Genomic DNA, 19,188 nt, shown 5'->3' with positions numbered 1-19,188 from the left:
CTCAAGGATAAATAGTTGTATGAAACATTCTTCTACCGACACTCAAAGTGACGACGCTCCTAAAAATGCACTTGATCGCTTTATTGTTAAACTCGGTAATTTACTTAGCCTTTTGTTTATCTTTACCGTCGCAATTTCATTTTATGAAGTGTTGATGCGTTATGTGTTTAACGCTCCGACAACATGGGTACACGAGACGGCATCTTTTATTGGTGGTTCACTATTTGTGATAGGTGGTTTGTACGCGTTCGCACTGGATAAGCATGTTCGAGTCGTTCTTATTTATGATCATGTTTCACCCAAAACCCGAAAGTATTTAAACCTTGTCCACCATATTGTTGGATTAACGTTTGCAGCGATGATGGCTTACGCAGCCTACATAATGGCGGCAGAAGCTTGGTTTACGCCATGGGGTGAATTTCGTTTGGAAACTTCAGGTTCGTCTTTGAACCCTCCTTACCCTGCCTTGCTGAAAGGAACAATTTTTGTTGCGCTGAGCGTACTGACTTTGCAATTTTTACTTCACTTGATTGCCGAAATTCGCAACCTAAGGAAGAAAACGGATGTTTGATTTATCTTCAATAGGCATTGGCTGGGGCAGCCTACTCATGCTTGCGTTAATGATCGGCTTGCTGCTCACTGGTATGCAGCTTGCGTTTGTTACCGGCTTTGTTGCGTTGTTTTTCACCCTTGGTTGGTTTGGGGTAGATGCACTGCCTTTAGTTACGAGCAGAATGTACGGCTTCGTCGACGGCTACATCTTCCTTGCCGTCCCTATGTTTGTGTTAATGGCGGCATTACTTGATCGCTCGGGCATTGCTAGAGATCTCTTTGATGCCATGAAATCCGTTGGGCGCAAAGTTCGCGGCGGTGTTGCTGTTCAAACACTATTTGTTGCGGTTCTGTTGGCATCTATGTCGGGCGTTATTGGCGGTGAAACCGTCCTTCTTGGTATCCTCGCATTGCCTCAAATGCTGCGCCTAGGCTACGACCGAAAACTCGCTATCGGCACAACCTGTGCAGGTGGTGCCCTGGGTACGATGCTGCCTCCTAGTATCGTCCTTATCATTTACGGTTTAACCGCTAGCGTATCAATTGGAGACTTATTTAAAGCGTCTTTTCTGCCCGCATTCATGCTCGCAACGTTTTACATTCTGTATGTGTTAATTAGATGTAAACTCAACCCCAGCCTAGCTCCATTGCCTAGCGAGGAAGAACTTGCGCAAGACCAAGCAGAGTCGCCCAACTATTTTAAAGCGCTGTTCTTTCCATTGTTGTCTGTTGCTACTGTACTGGGCAGTATCTACACGGGCGTTGCTTCAGTTACAGAAGCCTCTGCTCTTGGTGTCGTCGGTATCATGCTGAGTGCTGTCATTCGCAAAGAAATGAACGCGACCATGCTAAAAGAAAGTGCCATCGCAACAATGCGAACCTGTGGCATGATCATGTGGATCGGCATCGGCGCATCTGCCCTAGTTGGTGTTTATAACTTGATGGGTGGTATTGATTTCGTAGAAGAAACTATTTTATCACTCAGTGGCGGTAGCCCAACGGCAACACTCATCATTATGATGATCATTTTGTTGGTTCTTGGCATGTTTCTCGACTGGGTTGGCGTCGCGCTGCTTACAATGCCAATCTTTGTACCTATCATTATAAGCCTTGGTTACGACCCAATTTGGTTTGGCGTGGTCTTCTGTCTGAATATGCAAGTATCGTTTCTTTCTCCACCCTTCGGTCCTGCTGCATTTTATCTTAAGTCGGTGGCACCAAAAGACATTAGCTTGGGAGAAATATTCACCTCCCTATTGCCCTTTATTGCTCTGCAAATACTCGCGCTGACTCTAGTGATCGTATTTCCTCAATTGGCGTTGTGGTGGCAGTAGCAAATTGATTTTAGGTAAGGTTGCCCTTTGGGTTGATCTAGTAAAGATTTTTACGTGCTGACGACATCCGTCAGCACAAAGGAAATAGTGCTCCATGAATAATAAGAAAATTTTGGTAATGGGTGTTTCAGGTTGTGGTAAGAGCCTTATCGGAAGCAAGCTCGCCCTAGCGCTCAAGTATCCGTTTTTCGATGGCGACGATTACCATTCCGCCCAGAATATCGAAAAAATGCAGCATGGCGTTCCGCTGTCTGATCAAGACAGGTTGGGTTGGCTGCATAGGCTGAATTCGCTGTTTATTGATAACGACCGAATTGTGATTGCATGTTCTGCACTCAAGCCAGAGTACCGCGACATATTGAGAGAAAATGCTCAAGACATCACTATTGTCTACCTAAAAGGCGATTTCGACACTATATGGTCTCGACACCGTTCTCGCCCTAATCACTACTTTAACGGCAAACAAATGCTAGAAAGCCAGTTCAACACGTTGGTTGAACCTTTGTCATCTGAAGCCATTACGGTCGATGTCACTGCCAACGTTGAAGACGTTCTCGCCTCCGCTCTGTGCAGTATCCGAGCTATGGAGAATCAAGCGTGATGGATGAAATCAAAACGGTGTCTGTTGTCGGTTTAGGTGTTATGGGGAAAAGCCTTGCGCTAAACCTGTTAGAGAATGATTACTCGGTCATTGGATTCGACCTCAATACCAACTTAGTTCAGCGCGCTCATAGCGAAGCCGAGAACCTAGCGACCTCTGCAAAGTTTTTTCCGGCATCGATAATGTCAGCGATCATTTCAGGTTCACAGAGGCCGAGAATCGTTATCTTATCGGTTCCCGCTGGTGATGTGGTTGATCACGCTATCGAAGACTTGTTAGAAGCAGGGCTATCCGAACAAGATATTGTTATCGACACTGGAAACAGTTTATGGACCGATTCAATTAGCCGAGAAGACAAATACAATGGGCGAGTTCGATTTTTCACAACGGCTGTTTCTGGTGGTGAAATGGGTGCTCGATTTGGTCCCTCACTAATGCCAAGTGGGAATGTTGAAGACTGGAAAAAGGTACAACCGATACTTGAAGCCATTTCTGCCAAATACAGTGACAGCGTAACCAAAGAGAATACAACGTCTAGCCCTTGCTGCGCATACATTGGTCCTGCTGGATCTGGGCACTACGTCAAAATGGTACATAACGGCATTGAATACGCCGATATGCAGCTTATCTGCGAAGCGTACCATTTGCTGCGTGATGCTTTGGATTTAAACGCAAGCGAAATTGGCAAAGTGTTTGAACGTTGGAATCAAGGTGTTTTAAGCAGCTACCTTTTAGAAGTAAGTGCGGAGGTTTTGCAACACCAAGATGACAAAAGCGGTAAACCTTTTGTTGATATCGTCCTCGATAAAGCGGAGCAAAAGGGAACAGGGCTTTGGACAGCGTTAAACAGCCTTCAAGTTGGGTGCCCTGCACCTTCTTTAACCGAAGCCGTTTATGCCCGCACACTTAGTGTCCAAAAAACGCTTCGTCAGTCCATCTCTACGCAGCCCACCCCTAAAATTCTTAGTCAGCCTTCCGCTCATGAAAGCTGTTCTGTAAAGCGTGAAACGTTCATCAATAACCTTCACGACGCCATGTACTGCGCAAAAATCAGTATCTACGCACAGGGCTTTGATTTGATGCGCGTGACGGCTTTAGAACAAAACTGGGATCTAAATTTTACCGAGATTGCTCAAATTTGGCGCGCTGGCTGTATTATTCGAGCGGACTTGTTAAACCCTATCGCTGCTGCATTTGCTGAGGGAGGTCTTGATCAATCTAAGCTGGAACACCTGTTCTTAAATCGCTCGATACACAAGATTTTGCAAGACAATCAAGAAGGTTGGCGAAAATCCGTGATGAGTGCTGTTTCATTAGGGGTTCCTATTCCGGTGATCGCATCTTGTTTAAATTATTTCGATTCACTTCAATGCGATACGTTACCTGCAAATTTGCTGCAAGCTCAGCGTGACTACTTTGGTTCTCATGGTTATTCACGTACCGATGAACCCGAGGATAAGAAATATCACACCACGTGGCACAGCCACTCCAAAGAAGAAGTCCGAATCTCCTAAAACATTTCTTTCTATCACCGATATTTCTCACATAATTTACGATTATTCGCTGCTTTTTTAAGATGCTTTCCATAGAATGTTACCAGTAACAATTCTATGGAAAGCCGTATAGTGAAGAAAAAGCGCCCTACGCTACAAGATGTCGCCGACCTCGTTGGAGTGACTAAGATGACGGTAAGCCGTTGCCTTCGTGACCCTTCACAGGTATCCGAAAATTTGAGTGTAAAAATTCAGAAAGCCGTTGAAGATCTGGGGTACATTCCTAACCGGGCTCCTGACATTTTGTCTAACGCAAAGAGCAAAGCCATTGGCGTCCTCGTACCTTCATTAACCAACCAAGTCTTTGCAGAAGTGATTAGAGGCATCGAGCAAGTCACTGCACCAGCAGGCTACCAGACCATGATTGCTCACTATGGCTACAGTTCCGATATCGAAGAGAAGAATATTGCGTCCCTTCTCTCGTACAATGTGGATGCCATGATCTTATCGGAAAGTGTCCACACTCCAAGGGCAAAAAAGATGCTTGAAGTGGCTGCTATTCCTGTCATCGAAATCATGGACAGCACCTCTGAACCACTTCACCAAGCCGTTGGATTCGATAATCACGCCGCTGCAAAATCAATGACTGAAGCCATGATCCAATCTGGCAGAAAAAACATCGCTTACTTTGCGGCGCGTATGGATTTACGTACTCGATTGAAAATGGCAGGCTATCGCGAAGCCATGACTAACGCAGGGCTCCCCCCTCTCGAACTGCAAACAGAAAGTGCTTCTTCATTTACGTTAGGTGCAGAATTGCTCCAAAAAGCCATTGCGGATAATCCAGATATTGATGGCATTTTTTGTACCAATGACGATTTAGCCATTGGTGCATTTTATGAATGCCTTCGATTGGGTATACGAGTACCGGAACAAATGGGCATTGCAGGTTTTCATGGCCACGACATAAGCCAAGTTATGACCCCAAGGTTAGCCACTGTTATTACCCCTCGTGAAGAAATTGGCGTGACCGCCGCAACGGAACTGTTAAAACGACTTAATGGAGAACCCATTACTGATGAAGTTATTGATCTGAAATACTCGGTGGATACGGGGGAAAGCTTGTAGAGCGCATTAGCTGAGTAAAATACGCAATCTAAAAAACTTAAAATAAACGAAATGGAATGAGAAAAGGAGCCGGAGCTCCTTTTGTGCTTTATTGCTTTATTGCTTTATTGCTTTATTGCTTTATTGCTATCCATTATACCCAGTATCTCGATTACGACACTGTTATCCGAAGCGACCACCAATGTAATCTTGCGTTAAAATATGCTCTGGCTGCTCAAAAACACGCGCTGTTGTGTTCACTTCTACTAAGTTTCCAAGATGGAAATACGCCGTTCTATCAGACACACGCGACGCTTGTTGCATCGAGTGAGTCACAATAACAATACTGAAGTTGGTTTTTAGCTCTTCGATAAGCTCTTCAATAATGCCTGTCGCGATAGGATCGAGTGCAGAACATGGCTCATCCATTAAAATCACTTCAGGTGCTATCGCAATAGTTCTCGCAATACACAGCCTTTGTTGCTGACCTCCCGAGAGCCCTGTGGCTGGTTGATCTAAGCGATCTTTAATTTCTGTCCACAACCCTGCACGTTCTAGCGACTGCTGAACCAATTCGTCCAATTGATCTTTGTCGTCGACTAACCCGTGAATTTTTAGCCCATAAGCGACATTGTCGTAGATAGACTTAGGAAATGGGTTAGGACGCTGAAACACCATCCCAACCTGAGAACGTAACTCTACCGTTTCGACACTTTTGTCGTAAATGTTGCTTCCATCAAGCGTTATCGACCCTTTCACCATGCAACCAGGAACCGTATCGTTCATACGATTCAAACAACGCAGAAAGGTCGACTTACCGCAACCTGATGGTCCTATCATCGCCAATACTTCACGCTCAGCAATATCAATATTCACATCTCTTATCGCAGGCTTAGCACCGAATTCATAATCTACATGAACATCTCTTGCTGCCATTCTTGGATTATCGACCAGTGGAATACCTATTGTTTTGTCGGGCGCTGCAGCGTGTTCTGGTGGTGTCGCCTTTTCCATGTGCGAACCGTTCATTGCGCCTGATGTTGTATCTAGTGTTGTTGAAACCATCGTCTTTTCTCCTACCAACGACGCTCTAGGCGTTTACGCATGATAACTGCGCATGCATTCATGAATGCCAGAAACGCCAGCAGCACCATAATTGCGCCAGAGGTGTTTTCGACAAATCCTTTTTCGGGGTTTTCCGCCCATAAATATATTTGTACTGGTAAAGCGGTTGCCGCATCCAGCGGTCCTGATGGGACGTCCACAATAAACGCGACCATACCAATCATCAGCAACGGCGCGGTTTCGCCGAGGGCTTGCGCCATGCCTATAATGGTTCCTGTTAACATCCCAGGCATCGCTAAGGGCAAAACGTGGTGCAATACCATTTGCATTTTTGATGCTCCTACACCTAACGCGGCATCGCGAATAGAAGGAGGCACGGCTTTTATTGCGGCACGGCTAGAGATAATAATCGTGGGTAATGTCATCAGCGTGAGAACTAACCCTCCGACCAAAGGGGCAGACCGCGGTAAATCGGCAAAATTGAGGAAGATAGCCAATCCGAGTAAGCCAAACACAATCGAAGGCACAGCCGCTAAGTTATTGATGTTGACTTCAATCAGTTCAGTGATTCTGTTTTTTGGAGCAAACTCTTCTAAGTAAATCGCTGCTGATATCCCTATAGGAAAACTCAGCGAAAGCGTAATAAGTAGAGTAAAGAACGAGCCAACTGTCGCACCCCATATCCCAGCCAGTTCTGGATCGCGGCTATCGCCATTCGTGAAAAAGTTGGTGTTAAACGTCGTGTTGATGCGACCTTGACCTTTGAGTTCACTAAACCATTCAATGTCTTTGTTTTTAAATTGACGTTCGTCTTCTGGCAACATTGCATCAATGTTGCCCTTATTAAACTGGTTAACGTTGTCGCCAGCGAGTGCGTAATATGTAATGGTTTGACCGACTAAAGAAGAATCCGCCAACACTTTGTCTCTCAAGTCGTATTCTGCGCCGTTAGAAAGAAATCGGTATAACTGCCTTCTCTCTTTTCTCGACTCAACGTCTGGCAGCGCGACTTTTATCGCGTCTCGCAAAACATTCCTATAGCTGGCGTTGAACAGCGTGTCTTCAGACAAGTCACCATCTTCAATGCGTAACCTATCATGTGACAATGTCACTTCCAATTTAATTTCTGTTGTATAAAACGCGGTATACCCTTCGCCAACAATGGAAAATATCAGCACGAATAGAAAACTGAACGCTAACAGAATGGACGTAATTCCATACGCTTTAAAACGACGCTCTTTGCCCATTCGGCTAGCAAGCCCAGACTTAATTCGCTCTTTCTTTATGCTGGCGAGTCGTTGCAGTTGATCAGTCATATTGTTCCCTATACTTCTTCACGATTCTTAACGCCACAAAGTTCAGCGCCAGCGTGACCACAAATAAGGTTAAACCCAGCGCAAATGCTGCCAATGTTTTAGGGCTGTCGAATTCCTGATCGCCAACCAATAACGTGACAATTTGAACCGTAACAGTCGTGACAGAATCCAGTGGATTAGCGGTTAAATTTGCAGACAATCCTGCCGCCATAACAACAATCATGGTTTCGCCAATTGCCCGAGATACCGCTAACAGTAATCCACCAACAACCCCTGGAAGAGCCGCAGGGACGACCACATGTTTAATGGTTTCAGATTTTGTTGCACCTAAACCCAGTGATCCATCACGAAGGGATTGCGGAACCGCAGTAATGACATCATCCGATAATGAAGACACAAATGGGATGATCATGACTCCCATAACAACACCAGCGGCCAGTGCACTTTCGGAAGACGAACTATCGATGCCAATACCTTGCGCTATATCGCGAATGAAAGGAGCAGCCGTCAGTGCAGCGAAAAAGCCATAAACAACAGTAGGAATACCAGCTAAGATTTCTAATACAGGCTTCACAATGTTCCGGACGCGCGCATCGGCGTATTCCGCAAGATATATCGCACTCATTAACCCAACGGGCGCAGCAATACACATCGCGATAAGCGATATCATTAGCGTCCCTGTAAATAAGGGAATGGCACCAAATGCCCCGCTTGCCCCTTGTTGATCTTCACGTAATGCTATTTGCGGTGACCACTCCAAACCAAACAGAAAATCGGTTGCAGGAATAATTTGGAAGAAGCGAATGGCTTCAAAAAGAACCGATAAGACGATGCCCGCCGTTGTTAGAATTGCCAGAGTTGAGCAAAACAGCAGGAACATCTGCAATATTTTTTCTACATGATTCCTAGCTTTAAGCTTTGGTCTTACAGCACGCCAGCCATAAGCTAGCCCTAATAACGTGACCGACAACACCGCCACAACACGCAACGTATTCCCTATTGAATTTAAGCGTTGATAATATTCTGCAGCGCTTAGTAACACATTATCTTCAGTGGATGTTATTCCAATGGCGATATTCACAACTTGGCTAAATGCCAAGTTTTCTGAACCTATTTTTGCTACCAATTCAGATGGCACTTGTGCCATAACTAATGTGGAGATGAGCGTCGGTTCAAGTGTTTGCCACAGAACCAAAAGAATAAGTGCAGGTACGGCAGCTAAAGTTGCTGCGTAGGACCCATAATAAGCAGGTCTTGAGTGAAGGCTATTCAACCCACCAGATTGAGATGCTACCGCCAAAGAACGATGTCTGGCTAAGTAAAACGCGACTGCGGTCAGTGCGAGTAGCACAATAACCAGTGTCGATGTGTCCATACTACGACTCCCAGAAAAAGGAGGAAGGAATCGCTCCTTCCTCATGCATGGGGTTACTACAGGTTAGGAGTCAATTCCATGGCTCCGTTGCGTACCACTTTCCAATCTCTTGCAGACAAAGGAATCAAACCACGATCCGCTAGATAACCTTCATCACCAATGGCATCTTCTGAAGTAAACGCGCGAACGTATTCTTTTAGCCCAGGAATGACATTCTGATGCGCTTTCTTAACATAGAAGAATAGAGAGCGAGACACAGGGTAAGAACCGTCACCGATGGCATTAAACGTCGGGGATACGCCAGCAATCTTCGACCCTTGAACCTTGTCTGAGTTTTGATCTAGAAAACTGAAACCGAAAATGCCAAACGCCGCTGGATTTGCTTCCAGTTTTTGAACGATCAAGTTGTCGTTCTCACCCGCTTCAATGAAGACACCGTCTTCACGTATACCGTGACAAATCGCTTTGTATTTACTCTTGTCTGATTTTTTAAGTGCTTTAATATCGGCAAATTTCTTACAGCCACCTTCCATAGCGAGTTCAACAAAAGCGTCGCGCGTACCGGATGTTGGTGGAGGACCAAGCACTTCAATTTTCCTATTCGGAAGCGCTGGGTTAACTTGGCTCCACGTTGTATAAGGGTTATCGATGTAATTGCCTTTGCCGTCTGGAACAACTTTCGCTAGCGCTAGGTAGATATCTTTTAACGTGAGATCCAATTGCTGAGATTTCTTCGAGTTCGCAAATGCGATGCCATCGTAGCCAATTTTGATCTCAACAATCTCACTCACACCATTTTTTGAACATAGCTTGATTTCAGAGCTCTTGATCTTACGTGATGCATTCGTAATGTCTGGTGTATTCTCTCCTACTCCAGCACAAAACAACTTCAAACCACCACCTGAACCAGTTGATTCAATTTTTGGCACAGAAAATTTACTGGTGCGTCCAAAACGTTCAGCAACCACCGTTGCAAACGGGTATACAGTGGACGAACCAACGATGCTGATGTAGTCGCGCGAAGCTGCAGCTGCGTGACTTGCACCAAATACTGCTGCTGCGGCACAGCTCGCCGCGATCAAAGCTTTCAATTTCACAATCAACCTCCAAGTCGATTTAAACGTTGCGATCCAAATCTGGATTTAAAGTGTTTTGCTCTAACGAGCACATTTAACGTATACCCACTTACCCCGCTCTGCGTTACTTCCTGTGCAGCTGCAAAATTCGCGGTCATGCCTAAGACGTTAGGATTGCTATATGACAACTTATTGACACTTTAATTAATTAGATTTGACAGAAAAAAGAAGTGAATGATCGGTCAATAATTGGTCATTATTTTTTAGGGATCTCGATATTTTACGTCTAGGGTTGTGAGATTCAAAAAGGGAATGGCTTAGAGAAATGAGGTGGAGATTTGCTATGGAAAGGCCAAACCGTCGGTTAGAACTTGATGTTATGAACCCACAGAAAGACGTGACGCCGGGCGTTAACAAAAACGTGCGTAAACCTCGTATTCTATTTCTGTGCGATGGTAAAAACGCTTGGTCTGGATTGGCAGCTTCTATCCTTCACGAAAAAGCTGGGAGCTTTTTTGATGTGTATGCGGCGTCATATTGTGAACCAAAACATTCCACCAAAACCATTCTTAATGAATTAGATATGGAGAGCCTCACTCGAATAGAAACCCGCAAACTTGAGCAGTGTAACCACTTAGACTACGAGTATCTGATCGCTCTTTCACCCAGCGCACTCGTTAACACAAAAGCACTACCAAGACATCGAAAATTCATACCTTGGAACATTGAGGATGAAGCATATCCAGAGAACCAAATTAACGAGCAGCTGAACTATTTACTCTCTCTGTACCTTTATCAGTAAGAAGCAATATACCCCACTACTTACTGCATTCGTTCGATTCTAGCCAATCCTCTAAGAAGACTTCTATTTGCTCGTACTGACGAATGTTGTAGTTACTGACATAATAATTGGCGTAGATGTCATTGATTTTCACACTACGCAAACAGGTATAATCGTTGCCAGCATCGGAATCACATGTCCCCCAGAATTCGTAGTTTCCACCTTTCTTTTTAAAAGCAAGCCAATCATAAGGGCTAGTGCCTTCATAGAAGTACAGAGACTTTACCTCTTTAGATTTCGTTAGTGGATTATTACCAAGCTTGGGCACTTCTAAACTACTCTGTGTGAGGTTAATCATGAGGTTTTCGAACACAGCACTACCATTTGGACGGATAACTTGATGCTGAAATTTTGGCACATGTTTCGCTATTTCATCGCCATCGAAATATAGCGAAGGACCATAGCCATCACTGGAATCGAAATTTTTGTCGCTGGTATTTAAATTCATAACAGTCCCAGGTGAGAGGTGGCTTTCAGGTAAACACATTCCCCCCCACTCAAGCATGCTAGCCTTAGAACTACTGCATATAAACAACGTGATACATAATAAGTATTTGATCATCTTGCCGTTGCTCCTTGATAACCAGTGGCGGAATCACAACTGTAGATCTTGCCATAATTTCCTAAAAGGCAAAGCCGTTGTTGTAACCAATACCCAGTTCTTCGATACAAATCGACATTTAAACAAAGCATCATCAATCATTAACTAGACTGTCATTTGTACCTCCTAAGTTATTACCTAGAAACGTTGTAACGACTTCAAGCAGGTTAATATGAAGCAAAAACTTGATGTTAGAAGCATGTTTATCTCAGACCTTCATTTAGGGTTTAAAGATTGCAAAGCGGATTACCTCCTCGACCTCCTTCGAAATTGCCAAGCCGATACCCTCTACCTTGTTGGAGACATCATTGACCTACAATCCCTTCGAAAACGTATGTTTTGGCCTTCCAGCCACCATAGAGTGATCCATAGGCTCATTAAGCTTCAACAAAGTGGGACTCGTGTTGTCTATATTCCGGGTAACCATGATGCCGCGATGAGGCGTTACTTAAAGCAATTTTTCGCAGGTGTCGAGATTCTGCCTTACGCTGAATACGTGACATTAACTGGAAAACGTTACTTGGTTTGTCATGGCGATCAATTTGATTCAGAGGTGTGCCTTGGTAAATGGCAAGCGACTTTAGGCGATGTGCTTTATGATCTCTTGCTGTTTATCAATCGCTGGTACAACACATTTCGAACCATGGGCGGCATGGAGTATTTCTCGCTTTCTAATTACATCAAAAAGAAGATACCTAAAGCCAACCAAGCCATTGCACGTTATCAGCAAGCGGGTTTGAACTACGCAGAAAAGAATGGGTACAACGGCATTATATGTGGCCATATCCACTACCCTGAAATCGCCTACCGTGGCGACATGACATACATTAACGACGGCGATTGGATTGAGAACTGCACGGTATTTGTAGAACATCACGATGCCAGCATGGAGCTGATCTACTGGACAAAGCAACAAGCCAGTGTTTCCAAAATACCAAAAGCAGCGTAGAACGGGTCTCATTCATGGCACTAAGGCTCTGATAAACTAGACTAATAGTTAATCCAATATGCTTGAGCTTAGAGAATGAACGTAGAGAGCACCCTATCCTCACTTTATCGCGCTGAGTCGCCCAAGATACTGGCTTCGTTGATCCGTATTTTCGGTAATCACAATATTGATCTTGCAGAAGATATGATGCACGAAGCGTTCAATACGGCACTTCTTAAATGGCACGAAAAAGGGCTGCCAGACAACCCGAAAGCTTGGCTCATTCAAACCGCTCGGAATCGCGCCATTGACGTTATTCGATCTCAAAAGAATAAACTCAAGCTTTCAGAGCAGCTTTCTGATTTACTTGAGAGTGAATGGACCATGAGCCACTCGGTAGATGAGTCATTTAACGAACCATACATTCGTGATGAACAACTACGAATGATCTTTCTCTGCTGCACCACTGACATTAAGCCACAAAATCAAATTCCATTTATATTAAAAGCACTCTGTGGCTTTAATAACCGTTCTATAGCCAGCGCTTTGTTGTTGCCTGAAGAAACCGTTAAGAAACGCTTACTGAGAACCAAACAACAACTAAAAGCCTTACCGGATCAACTGCCCAATGAAGAAGACTACCAACGGGTTATCGAGCGCGTTCATACCGTTCTTTATTTGTTGTTTAACGAAGGTTTTCATTGCTCCGACCATAAATCAGCGATTCGCAAAGAATTGTGTCAGGATGCTATTGCGCTGATGAAGTTGGTGATAGAGCACCCCACTCTTCCTAATAAAGAAACCCTTTCACTGTTTGCACTGATGCATTTTCATATAGCGCGAATAGATACACGGCTAGATGAGCACGATGCCCTGATCCCTTTAAACCTACAAAACCGTCAACTATGGAACGCTAAGTACATAGACGCAGGCTGCAAAATGCTATCCATCGCAAAAGCAGCCCAAACTTCTTTAGAAGGGCGCTTTTTTCTGGAAGCGGCGATAGCCGAGAAACATTGCACCAGCCAGACATTTGAGGATACGTGCTGGAAGGATATTGTTGGCCTTTACAAATCCTTGGTCGAACAAACCGATTCAGATGTGGCTAGGCTCAATTTAGCCGTTGCCCTTGGATACGCAGGTTTTTCAGAGCAAGCCATTGCAGTGGTGACACAACTTGGGAGTTCACCCCTCCTGTCCAAGACACATATGTTAGACGCCACCATGGCGCACTTACATGCAATGACGGGTGATGAAGAAAAAGCCTTCGCGTATGCAAAAGCATCGGGTGAAAAAGGAGGTACACCTCATGAGCAAAAATTGATGCACCAACAACTCACTCACCTTTTACGCGGTTAACTTAATTCAGAGATAACATTCGTTTGAAGTGATATATGCAATCACCTAATCCCAATACTCAGTCGCCATACCGAACCCAATTGCCAATACATCATCAATTCACAAATACAAAAAAAGCCTAGGTTGGCAGTTAACCTAGGCTGCTGTTCGATACCAATTTGGGTACTGTCTCTGAGCTCAAAGAGACAGCTCTTTATCCACCCATTTCCATGATTTCTCGCACTTCGACCGAGCAACCAGGGTGATTGAAAATCGGACACGTCTTGGTGATTTCAACCGCTTCATCAAAGCTTTCCGCTTTAACAATAGAGTAACCAGAAACCAGTTCTTTAAACTCACTCGCCGCGATGTCGGTGACAACGCCTGCTGAATCAACGCGTTTTCCACCATAGTTAAGCGGGTCCCCCCCTTCGACTAACTGACCTTTTGCACCGAGGTTTTCCATCCAATCAGTCCATGCCTGCATAGCGGTTTCCATGTCTGCTGGTGTTGTATTTTGTGCCCACTCCGGATCGCCACCTACGTAAATCAACATGTAATTGCTCATTCTATTTCTCCTTGTTAAAAAACTTGTTGTTTGAACTAACTCATAATTGGTTAGTTACTACCTAGACGAACTGCTTTTGAGTTGAGGGACACTTTTTTCGAACTATTTTTATCTTTTTAAAAAGGTTCGACTTTTCATAAGGTTAAATTGATAACAATTTCGGACATGACTTTTTAACCTAAATCCGTAAAATTCACCGCTCCCTTACTACTTGAGTATATAAGCCAATATGTCGAAGGCGCCGCGTTGTTTCACTTCTTTTGAATCGTCTACCGAGGCTTACTCGCTTCCAGAGCGTTTTACGTTTCCGTTTTACTACGAGCCCCACCCGCTTTGCGTCTTGGCCGCGGAACAGCTTCAACGACACTTGCAAACTCAAAGCGAATGGCAACATAACTTTGGTTTAGAAGGAGATGAAGCCCCCGGAAAAGGGAAAATGTTTGGTGTGCTTCTGGTAGAAACAGAGCAGTCGGAGATCGGCTTTCTATCTGCCTTTTCTGGCAAAATTGCGGATCAAAATCTATTAACGGGGTTTGTACCTCCGGTATTCGATATGCTCTCTGAAGACAGCTTCTACCAAGATGAATTGGAAGAAGTCACGCAGATCAATAGTCAAGTAACAGAACTAAAGTCGAACCCTGATATTACTTCACTTAAAGCATCCATCAACGTATTACAAAGCCAGCGAGATGAGGAAATAGAGGCGCATCGCCAACTCATGATTGCAGGTAGAGCGAGTAGAAAAATACAGCGAAAAGAAGCAGAGTTAGCCGCTTCAGAAAACACGTTAGATCAAAGTGCATTTTCCATATTGATTGAAGAATTAGGCAAACAAAGCGTTGCAGAGAAGAACAAACAAAAATACTTGAAGCTGGAATGGCAACAACGCATCTACCAAGTTCAAGCGAAACTCGATGGCTTCACCCTTCAGCTTGAGTCTCTGATGGAAAAACGCAAAGTGTTGTCTGCCAAGTTGCAAAACAAACTGTTCGACCAGTATCGATTTTTGAATCAATCCGGAGACATGAAATCGCTGCTGGATATCTTTGCCGCAACCAGTAACCCAATCCCACCAGCTGGCTCCGGTGAATGTGCTGCTCCTAAACTCTTGCACTACGCGTTTGCCCATGGCTTAAAGCCGCTCGCTATGGCGGAATTTTGGTGGGGCGTATCGCCTAAATCTGAAGTGCGCCAGCACAAAAAATATTACCCAGCTTGCCAGAACAAATGCCATCCCATTCTAGGGCATATGCTGGAAGGCATGGAATTAGACGATAACCCATTACTTGAAAACCCAGCAGAAGGTAAAGAGATTGATATTCTCTATCAAGACGAAGCCATCGTTGTGGTGCACAAACCGGCTGAATTTCTTTCCGTACCCGGGCGCTTTATTCAAGATTCGGTTTACCATAGGCTTCAACAGCAATTCCCTGACGCAGAAGGGCCTTTTGTTATCCATAGGCTTGATATGTCGACCTCGGGTATTTTGGTGTTTGCCCTTACCAGACGCGCCAATAAGAGCCTTCAAAAGCAGTTTATTACCCGCCACGTACAAAAACGTTATGTCGCCATGATTGAAGGCGAGCTTACTCCTCCCGCTGGCGATATTCACCTGCCGCTGAGAGGCGATCCAGACGACAGACCAAGACAGCTCGTGTGCTACGAACACGGAAAAGCGGCAGAAACGAAATGGGAAGTGGTTTCGGTAAACTCGGGTAAAACCAAAGTGCGGCTTTATCCCAAAACAGGCAGGACCCATCAATTGAGAGTGCATTGTGCCCACCATCTTGGCTTGGCTATGCCGATTGTTGGCGACGATTTGTATGGCACAAAAGCCAACCGTTTACACCTGCATGCAGAGTGGCTGTCGTTTGATCACCCGTACACGAAAGAGCCGATGACATTTCAAGTCGATGCCGATTTTTGATTCTGTAAAAAAACAGATCCTATTGATTTAAAGGAATGGCATTCTCAACTTTGTAAAAAATTAGGTATTTGAGATCAAGGCGCTACGTGATTGTGCAATGAAGTGATTATAATTCCTTTCACTTTAAAGACCTAAATCCATTACAGGGAAGATCACGTGTCGTCAAACGAAGAAGTTGAAGGTCGTCGCCCATTGAAGGTGCGCCAAGCCGGATTCAGTAAAAGAATTGCCGCTTGGTTAGCTGGGAAATCCATTACTCCGAACCAAATCTCCATAGGCAGTGTCGTTTTTTCCGCATTATCCGCCATCTGCTTAAGTGCCTACCCGTTCGCTTACGAATACGCAGAAACGGCTAGTGCATTCATCCCAAATACATTGCTTGTTTTAACCGCTCTGTTTATTCAATGTCGACTGCTTTGTAATTTGTTTGATGGCATGGTTGCGGTAGAAGGTGGAAAAAGTACGCCTTCTGGTGAACTGTTCAATGACATTCCAGACCGCGTTGCGGATTCCTTTATCTTTATCGCGCTTGGATTCCACCTAAGCGCCTTCTTTCCTTATGCTATGCATTTAGGCTGGGCAGCGGCGTTACTGGCTGTCTTTACTGCTTACGTTCGAACACTCGCCACCAGTATTGGCAGCAAAAGTGATTTTCGCGGACCAATGGCAAAGCAGCACCGCATGGCGTTAGTGACTCTGGCTTCAATCGCGACGATCTGGGAGCACCTTTGGTTCCCACAAGGCAGCATTCTACTCGCCACACTCATTGTGATTGTTTTAGGCTGCGTGATTACCATTGTTAGACGAGCACGCGCGGCTTATGTTTTCTTAGAATCAGGTACAGAGAGCTAATATGTTCGGAGTTCCGCAATATTCGTTTTATGTCATGGTTCTGGTTTTGGCATTATTGTGCTTGGGCAGTGCCGTATGCTGGTTCAAAAAACTCAAACACCCAGAAAAAGACTACACCGAACTGAGCCAAAGAATTACCTCTTGGTGGTGGATCATAGGCTTGGTCTTTTTCGTTTTAATACTCAGCAAAAACGCCGCTATCGCCTTTTTTGGGTTTGTGAGCTTTCTCGCCTTGAAAGAGTTCCTTTCCATCATCCCTACCCGTCTAACCGATAGACGCGTCATTTTGTGGGCGTACATTGCGATTCCACTGCAATACTTGTGGGTCGGGTATGAATGGTATGGAATGTTCCTCATCTTTATCCCCGTCTACGTATTTTTGTTCTTACCGATGCGCATGGTGTTACTGGGCGAAACCAAAGGGTTTATCCATTCTGCTGGCGTTATTCACTGGGCAATGATGTTAACCGTGCTGTGTATCAGCCACATCGCTTACTTGTTGGTGCTGCCGGTTAAGAATGTAGACGCTGGTCATATTGGTCCGATTCTGTTTTTGCTGTTTATGACGCAGTTAAATGACGTATCGCAATACGTTTGGGGTAAGTCGTTTGGCAAACGAAAAATTGTGCCGAAAGTCAGCCCAAATAAAACATGGGAAGGGTTTATTGGTGGGGTTGCAACCATTTCATTAATGAGTGCCGCTATCGCGCCTTTTCTTACCCCGTTCTCACATGCACAAGGCTTATTAGCTGGTGCATTGATTGCGTTTTCGGGTTTTGTTGGCGATCTGGTTATCTCCTCGGTAAAACGTGATCTACAGATCAAAGACAGTGGCACCCTTATTCCAGGACACGGCGGTATTCTTGATAGGCTAGATAGCCTTACTTTTACCTCGCCGCTCTTTTTCCATTTACTGTATTACTTGCACTATTAAGAGGGCACACACATGAATCGATTCGTTAAAGTGCTCTTTTTTGCCTTGGTCGTAAAGCCCTTTGTTCTCATTGTGATCGGGCTAAACGTACGTGGGCGTGATAATTTTCCTAAAACCGAAGGCTGTGTTGTTATCGCCAATCACAACAGCCATCTCGATACACTCGTATTGATGAGCCTATTCCCTCTCAATCGAATACATAAAATTCGCCCTGTCGCTGCCGCCGATTATTTCTTGGAGCAAGGCGGATTCAAAGCTTGGTTTGCCAGTGTATGTATCGGAATTTTAGCGTTAGATAGAAAAGGCAATACCGATAAAAATGCCCTTTTTGATGAATGCCATAAAGCACTCGACAATGGTGACACCTTAATTCTTTTTCCTGAAGGCAGCCGCGGGAGCCCTGAAGAATTCAGTGAATTGAAGAAAGGCATATACTATTTGGTTGAGCAACATGCCCATATAAAGGTGATACCGGTTTTGATGCACGGGCTAGGAAAAGCCATGCCGAAAGGCAGCAAAATCCCTGTTCCATTTAATTGCGATTGCATAATTGGAGAAGCTTTACCTACCAGTCATTCCGCAGATGAGTTTCTTGATAATGTCATTGTGTCTTTCACCGACCTTTCTGAGCATTGCTTAACTCGCGACAAATCCAAAGATCTTGAATTCAATCAGCCGGACATAAAGCTCAACACCGAAAGGTTAACCATTCGTCGAATCAAGCTTGCTGATAAACAAGATGTATCGCACTACGTAACCAACCCAGACGTTGCGCGCTACCTTCCTGAAGGTGCGTTGGACGCACAAAAAATGGATGAATGGCTAGAACAAGAAATCAACGGCACGCCCACAACCTATGCGGTTGAATTAAAAGGAAGTGGTAAGGTGGTTGGGCACATGATCTTTCACCCATGTTTTAACGAATACACCTTTGAGATTGGCTGGGTTATCCATTGCGACCACCAACGAAACGGATACGCCTTTGAAGCTGCTCAAGCGCTGATCGACTATGGGTTTTCTAAAGGGAACGTACACAGAGTGATCGCAACGTGTCAGCCACAGAATACCTCCTCTTATCGATTAATGGAGAAACTGGGCATGCGACGCGAAGGTCACTTTAAAGAGTGTGTTCACCGAGAAGACGGCGAGTGGTGGGATGAATACCTGTACGCGATTTTAAAAACTGAGCTTTAATCTCAAAAAGAACGTTAATCATAAAAAATCTGAGGCGGCTGTTAAAGCCGCCTCAGATTCATCTTGGCTTGGTTTACTTAACGCTT

At 44.7% G+C, this 19,188-nt stretch carries 18 protein-coding genes and 1 pseudogene; 13 read left to right on the top strand and 6 right to left on the bottom strand.

The genetic code is table 11. From position 1 onward, the window contains the following. Positions 1-19 precede the first annotated feature (19 nt). The 5 genes from Q8W40_RS18925 to gntR all read left to right on the top strand — a co-directional run bounded on the left by Q8W40_RS18925 (position 20) and on the right by gntR (position 5,108). Positions 20-571 (top strand): TRAP transporter small permease subunit, encoded by a 552-nt coding sequence (locus Q8W40_RS18925; RefSeq protein WP_126609266.1) that lies wholly within the window; start codon positions 20-22, stop codon positions 569-571. Then, entirely contained in the window at positions 564-1,886 is a 1,323-nt protein-coding gene (locus tag Q8W40_RS18920; RefSeq protein ID WP_305399385.1) for a TRAP transporter large permease, read from the top strand. Before Q8W40_RS18925 ends, Q8W40_RS18920 begins: the two co-directional genes overlap by 8 nt. Positions 1,887-1,980: 94 nt before the next feature. Then, complete coding sequence (locus tag Q8W40_RS18915) at positions 1,981-2,487, top strand: gluconokinase (RefSeq protein WP_305399384.1); 507 nt, start codon at positions 1,981-1,983, stop codon at positions 2,485-2,487. After that, positions 2,487-4,001: an NADP-dependent phosphogluconate dehydrogenase gene (gene gndA, locus Q8W40_RS18910; protein ID WP_305399382.1), complete on the top strand. Its 1,515-nt coding sequence runs from the start codon at positions 2,487-2,489 to the stop codon at positions 3,999-4,001. The genes Q8W40_RS18915 and gndA overlap by 1 nt, the downstream gene beginning before the upstream one ends. 96 nt (positions 4,002-4,097) lie before the next feature. Next, a complete protein-coding gene (gntR, locus tag Q8W40_RS18905; protein WP_305399380.1) occupies positions 4,098-5,108 on the top strand; it encodes a gluconate operon transcriptional repressor GntR in 1,011 nt (336 codons plus the stop codon). A gap of 162 nt (positions 5,109-5,270) precedes the next feature. On the opposite strand, the gene pstB is transcribed toward gntR, so the two are convergent. From pstB to Q8W40_RS18885, 4 genes are all read right to left on the bottom strand, one after another. Further along, on the bottom strand, positions 5,271-6,023 hold the full coding sequence (gene pstB, locus Q8W40_RS18900; RefSeq protein ID WP_305399443.1) for a phosphate ABC transporter ATP-binding protein PstB: 753 nt from the start codon (positions 6,021-6,023) through the stop codon (positions 5,271-5,273). 140 nt (positions 6,024-6,163) lie between these two features. After that, positions 6,164-7,468, bottom strand: a complete 1,305-nt coding sequence (pstA, locus tag Q8W40_RS18895) for a phosphate ABC transporter permease PstA (protein ID WP_305399378.1) — start codon at positions 7,466-7,468, stop codon at positions 6,164-6,166. Continuing rightward, a complete protein-coding gene (gene pstC / locus Q8W40_RS18890) occupies positions 7,461-8,843 on the bottom strand; it encodes a phosphate ABC transporter permease subunit PstC (RefSeq protein ID WP_305399377.1) in 1,383 nt (460 codons plus the stop codon). The genes pstA and pstC overlap by 8 nt, the downstream gene beginning before the upstream one ends. Before the next feature lie 56 nt (positions 8,844-8,899). Next, positions 8,900-9,940, bottom strand: a complete 1,041-nt coding sequence (locus tag Q8W40_RS18885) for a PstS family phosphate ABC transporter substrate-binding protein (protein ID WP_305399375.1) — start codon at positions 9,938-9,940, stop codon at positions 8,900-8,902. A gap of 322 nt (positions 9,941-10,262) precedes the next feature. Here Q8W40_RS18885 and Q8W40_RS18880 point away from each other — a divergent pair, with 322 nt between their 5' ends. Further along, positions 10,263-10,721: a hypothetical protein gene (locus Q8W40_RS18880; RefSeq protein ID WP_305399373.1), complete on the top strand. Its 459-nt coding sequence runs from the start codon at positions 10,263-10,265 to the stop codon at positions 10,719-10,721. A 16-nt stretch (positions 10,722-10,737) separates the two neighbouring features. Here the strand turns inward: Q8W40_RS18880 and Q8W40_RS18875 are convergent, their stop codons facing one another. Continuing rightward, positions 10,738-11,208 carry a hypothetical protein gene (locus tag Q8W40_RS18875; RefSeq protein ID WP_305399371.1) on the bottom strand — a complete coding sequence of 157 codons (471 nt, stop codon included), beginning with the start codon at positions 11,206-11,208 and terminating at the stop codon, positions 10,738-10,740. Between the two features lie 325 nt (positions 11,209-11,533). On the opposite strand from Q8W40_RS18875, the gene Q8W40_RS18870 reads away from it, so the two are divergent. Both Q8W40_RS18870 and Q8W40_RS18865 read left to right on the top strand, forming a co-directional pair. Beyond that, on the top strand, positions 11,534-12,310 hold the full coding sequence (locus Q8W40_RS18870) for a UDP-2,3-diacylglucosamine diphosphatase (RefSeq protein WP_305399370.1): 777 nt from the start codon (positions 11,534-11,536) through the stop codon (positions 12,308-12,310). A 75-nt stretch (positions 12,311-12,385) separates the two neighbouring features. Then, a complete protein-coding gene (locus tag Q8W40_RS18865; protein ID WP_305399368.1) occupies positions 12,386-13,648 on the top strand; it encodes an RNA polymerase sigma factor in 1,263 nt (420 codons plus the stop codon). Positions 13,649-13,841: 193 nt separating this feature from the next. Here the strand turns inward: Q8W40_RS18865 and Q8W40_RS18860 are convergent, their stop codons facing one another. Next, positions 13,842-14,195, bottom strand: coding sequence for a YciI family protein (locus tag Q8W40_RS18860; protein ID WP_305399366.1), 354 nt, complete (start codon positions 14,193-14,195; stop codon positions 13,842-13,844). A gap of 229 nt (positions 14,196-14,424) precedes the next feature. On the opposite strand from Q8W40_RS18860, the gene Q8W40_RS18855 reads away from it, so the two are divergent. The 5 genes and pseudogenes from Q8W40_RS18855 (at position 14,425) to Q8W40_RS18835 (ending at position 19,102) form a co-directional block, all read left to right on the top strand. Further along, a complete protein-coding gene (locus Q8W40_RS18855) occupies positions 14,425-16,122 on the top strand; it encodes an RluA family pseudouridine synthase (protein WP_305399364.1) in 1,698 nt (565 codons plus the stop codon). 156 nt (positions 16,123-16,278) lie between these two features. Beyond that, the gene (locus Q8W40_RS18850; RefSeq protein ID WP_305399362.1) at positions 16,279-16,974 is read left to right on the top strand and encodes a CDP-alcohol phosphatidyltransferase family protein; all 696 of its coding nucleotides are present in this window, start codon (positions 16,279-16,281) and stop codon (positions 16,972-16,974) included. Position 16,975: 1 nt separating this feature from the next. Then, positions 16,976-17,908 carry a phosphatidate cytidylyltransferase gene (locus Q8W40_RS18845; protein WP_305399360.1) on the top strand — a complete coding sequence of 311 codons (933 nt, stop codon included), beginning with the start codon at positions 16,976-16,978 and terminating at the stop codon, positions 17,906-17,908. A gap of 12 nt (positions 17,909-17,920) precedes the next feature. Beyond that, positions 17,921-18,562 (top strand): annotated as a pseudogene (locus tag Q8W40_RS18840) (lysophospholipid acyltransferase family protein); the annotation flags it as partial. Positions 18,563-18,589: 27 nt separating this feature from the next. After that, positions 18,590-19,102, top strand: a complete 513-nt coding sequence (locus Q8W40_RS18835; protein WP_305399442.1) for a GNAT family N-acetyltransferase — start codon at positions 18,590-18,592, stop codon at positions 19,100-19,102. Positions 19,103-19,188 lie beyond the last annotated feature (86 nt).

The organism is Vibrio penaeicida, from assembly GCF_030689305.1.
Taxonomy (GTDB): Bacteria; Pseudomonadota; Gammaproteobacteria; order Enterobacterales; family Vibrionaceae; genus Vibrio; species Vibrio penaeicida_B.
This window is presented reverse-complemented; position numbering and strand designations above follow the sequence as displayed.

Excerpts from the sequence above, each read along its gene's own strand:
- Q8W40_RS18925 (WP_126609266.1), top strand. The coding sequence starts at position 20 with ATGAAACATTCTTCTACCGACACTCAAAGTGACGACGCTCCTAAAAAT.
- Q8W40_RS18920 (WP_305399385.1), top strand. The coding sequence starts at position 564 with ATGTTTGATTTATCTTCAATAGGCATTGGCTGGGGCAGCCTACTCATG.
- Q8W40_RS18915 (WP_305399384.1), top strand. The coding sequence starts at position 1,981 with ATGAATAATAAGAAAATTTTGGTAATGGGTGTTTCAGGTTGTGGTAAG.
- gndA (WP_305399382.1), top strand. The coding sequence starts at position 2,487 with ATGGATGAAATCAAAACGGTGTCTGTTGTCGGTTTAGGTGTTATGGGG.
- gntR (WP_305399380.1), top strand. The coding sequence starts at position 4,098 with ATGGAAAGCCGTATAGTGAAGAAAAAGCGCCCTACGCTACAAGATGTC.
- pstB (WP_305399443.1), bottom strand. The coding sequence starts at position 6,023 with ATGGCAGCAAGAGATGTTCATGTAGATTATGAATTCGGTGCTAAGCCT.
- pstA (WP_305399378.1), bottom strand. The coding sequence starts at position 7,468 with ATGACTGATCAACTGCAACGACTCGCCAGCATAAAGAAAGAGCGAATT.
- pstC (WP_305399377.1), bottom strand. The coding sequence starts at position 8,843 with ATGGACACATCGACACTGGTTATTGTGCTACTCGCACTGACCGCAGTC.
- Q8W40_RS18880 (WP_305399373.1), top strand. The coding sequence starts at position 10,263 with ATGGAAAGGCCAAACCGTCGGTTAGAACTTGATGTTATGAACCCACAG.
- Q8W40_RS18875 (WP_305399371.1), bottom strand. The coding sequence starts at position 11,208 with ATGAATTTAAATACCAGCGACAAAAATTTCGATTCCAGTGATGGCTAT.
- Q8W40_RS18870 (WP_305399370.1), top strand. The coding sequence starts at position 11,534 with ATGAAGCAAAAACTTGATGTTAGAAGCATGTTTATCTCAGACCTTCAT.
- Q8W40_RS18865 (WP_305399368.1), top strand. The coding sequence starts at position 12,386 with ATGAACGTAGAGAGCACCCTATCCTCACTTTATCGCGCTGAGTCGCCC.
- Q8W40_RS18860 (WP_305399366.1), bottom strand. The coding sequence starts at position 14,195 with ATGAGCAATTACATGTTGATTTACGTAGGTGGCGATCCGGAGTGGGCA.
- Q8W40_RS18855 (WP_305399364.1), top strand. The coding sequence starts at position 14,425 with ATGTCGAAGGCGCCGCGTTGTTTCACTTCTTTTGAATCGTCTACCGAG.
- Q8W40_RS18845 (WP_305399360.1), top strand. The coding sequence starts at position 16,976 with ATGTTCGGAGTTCCGCAATATTCGTTTTATGTCATGGTTCTGGTTTTG.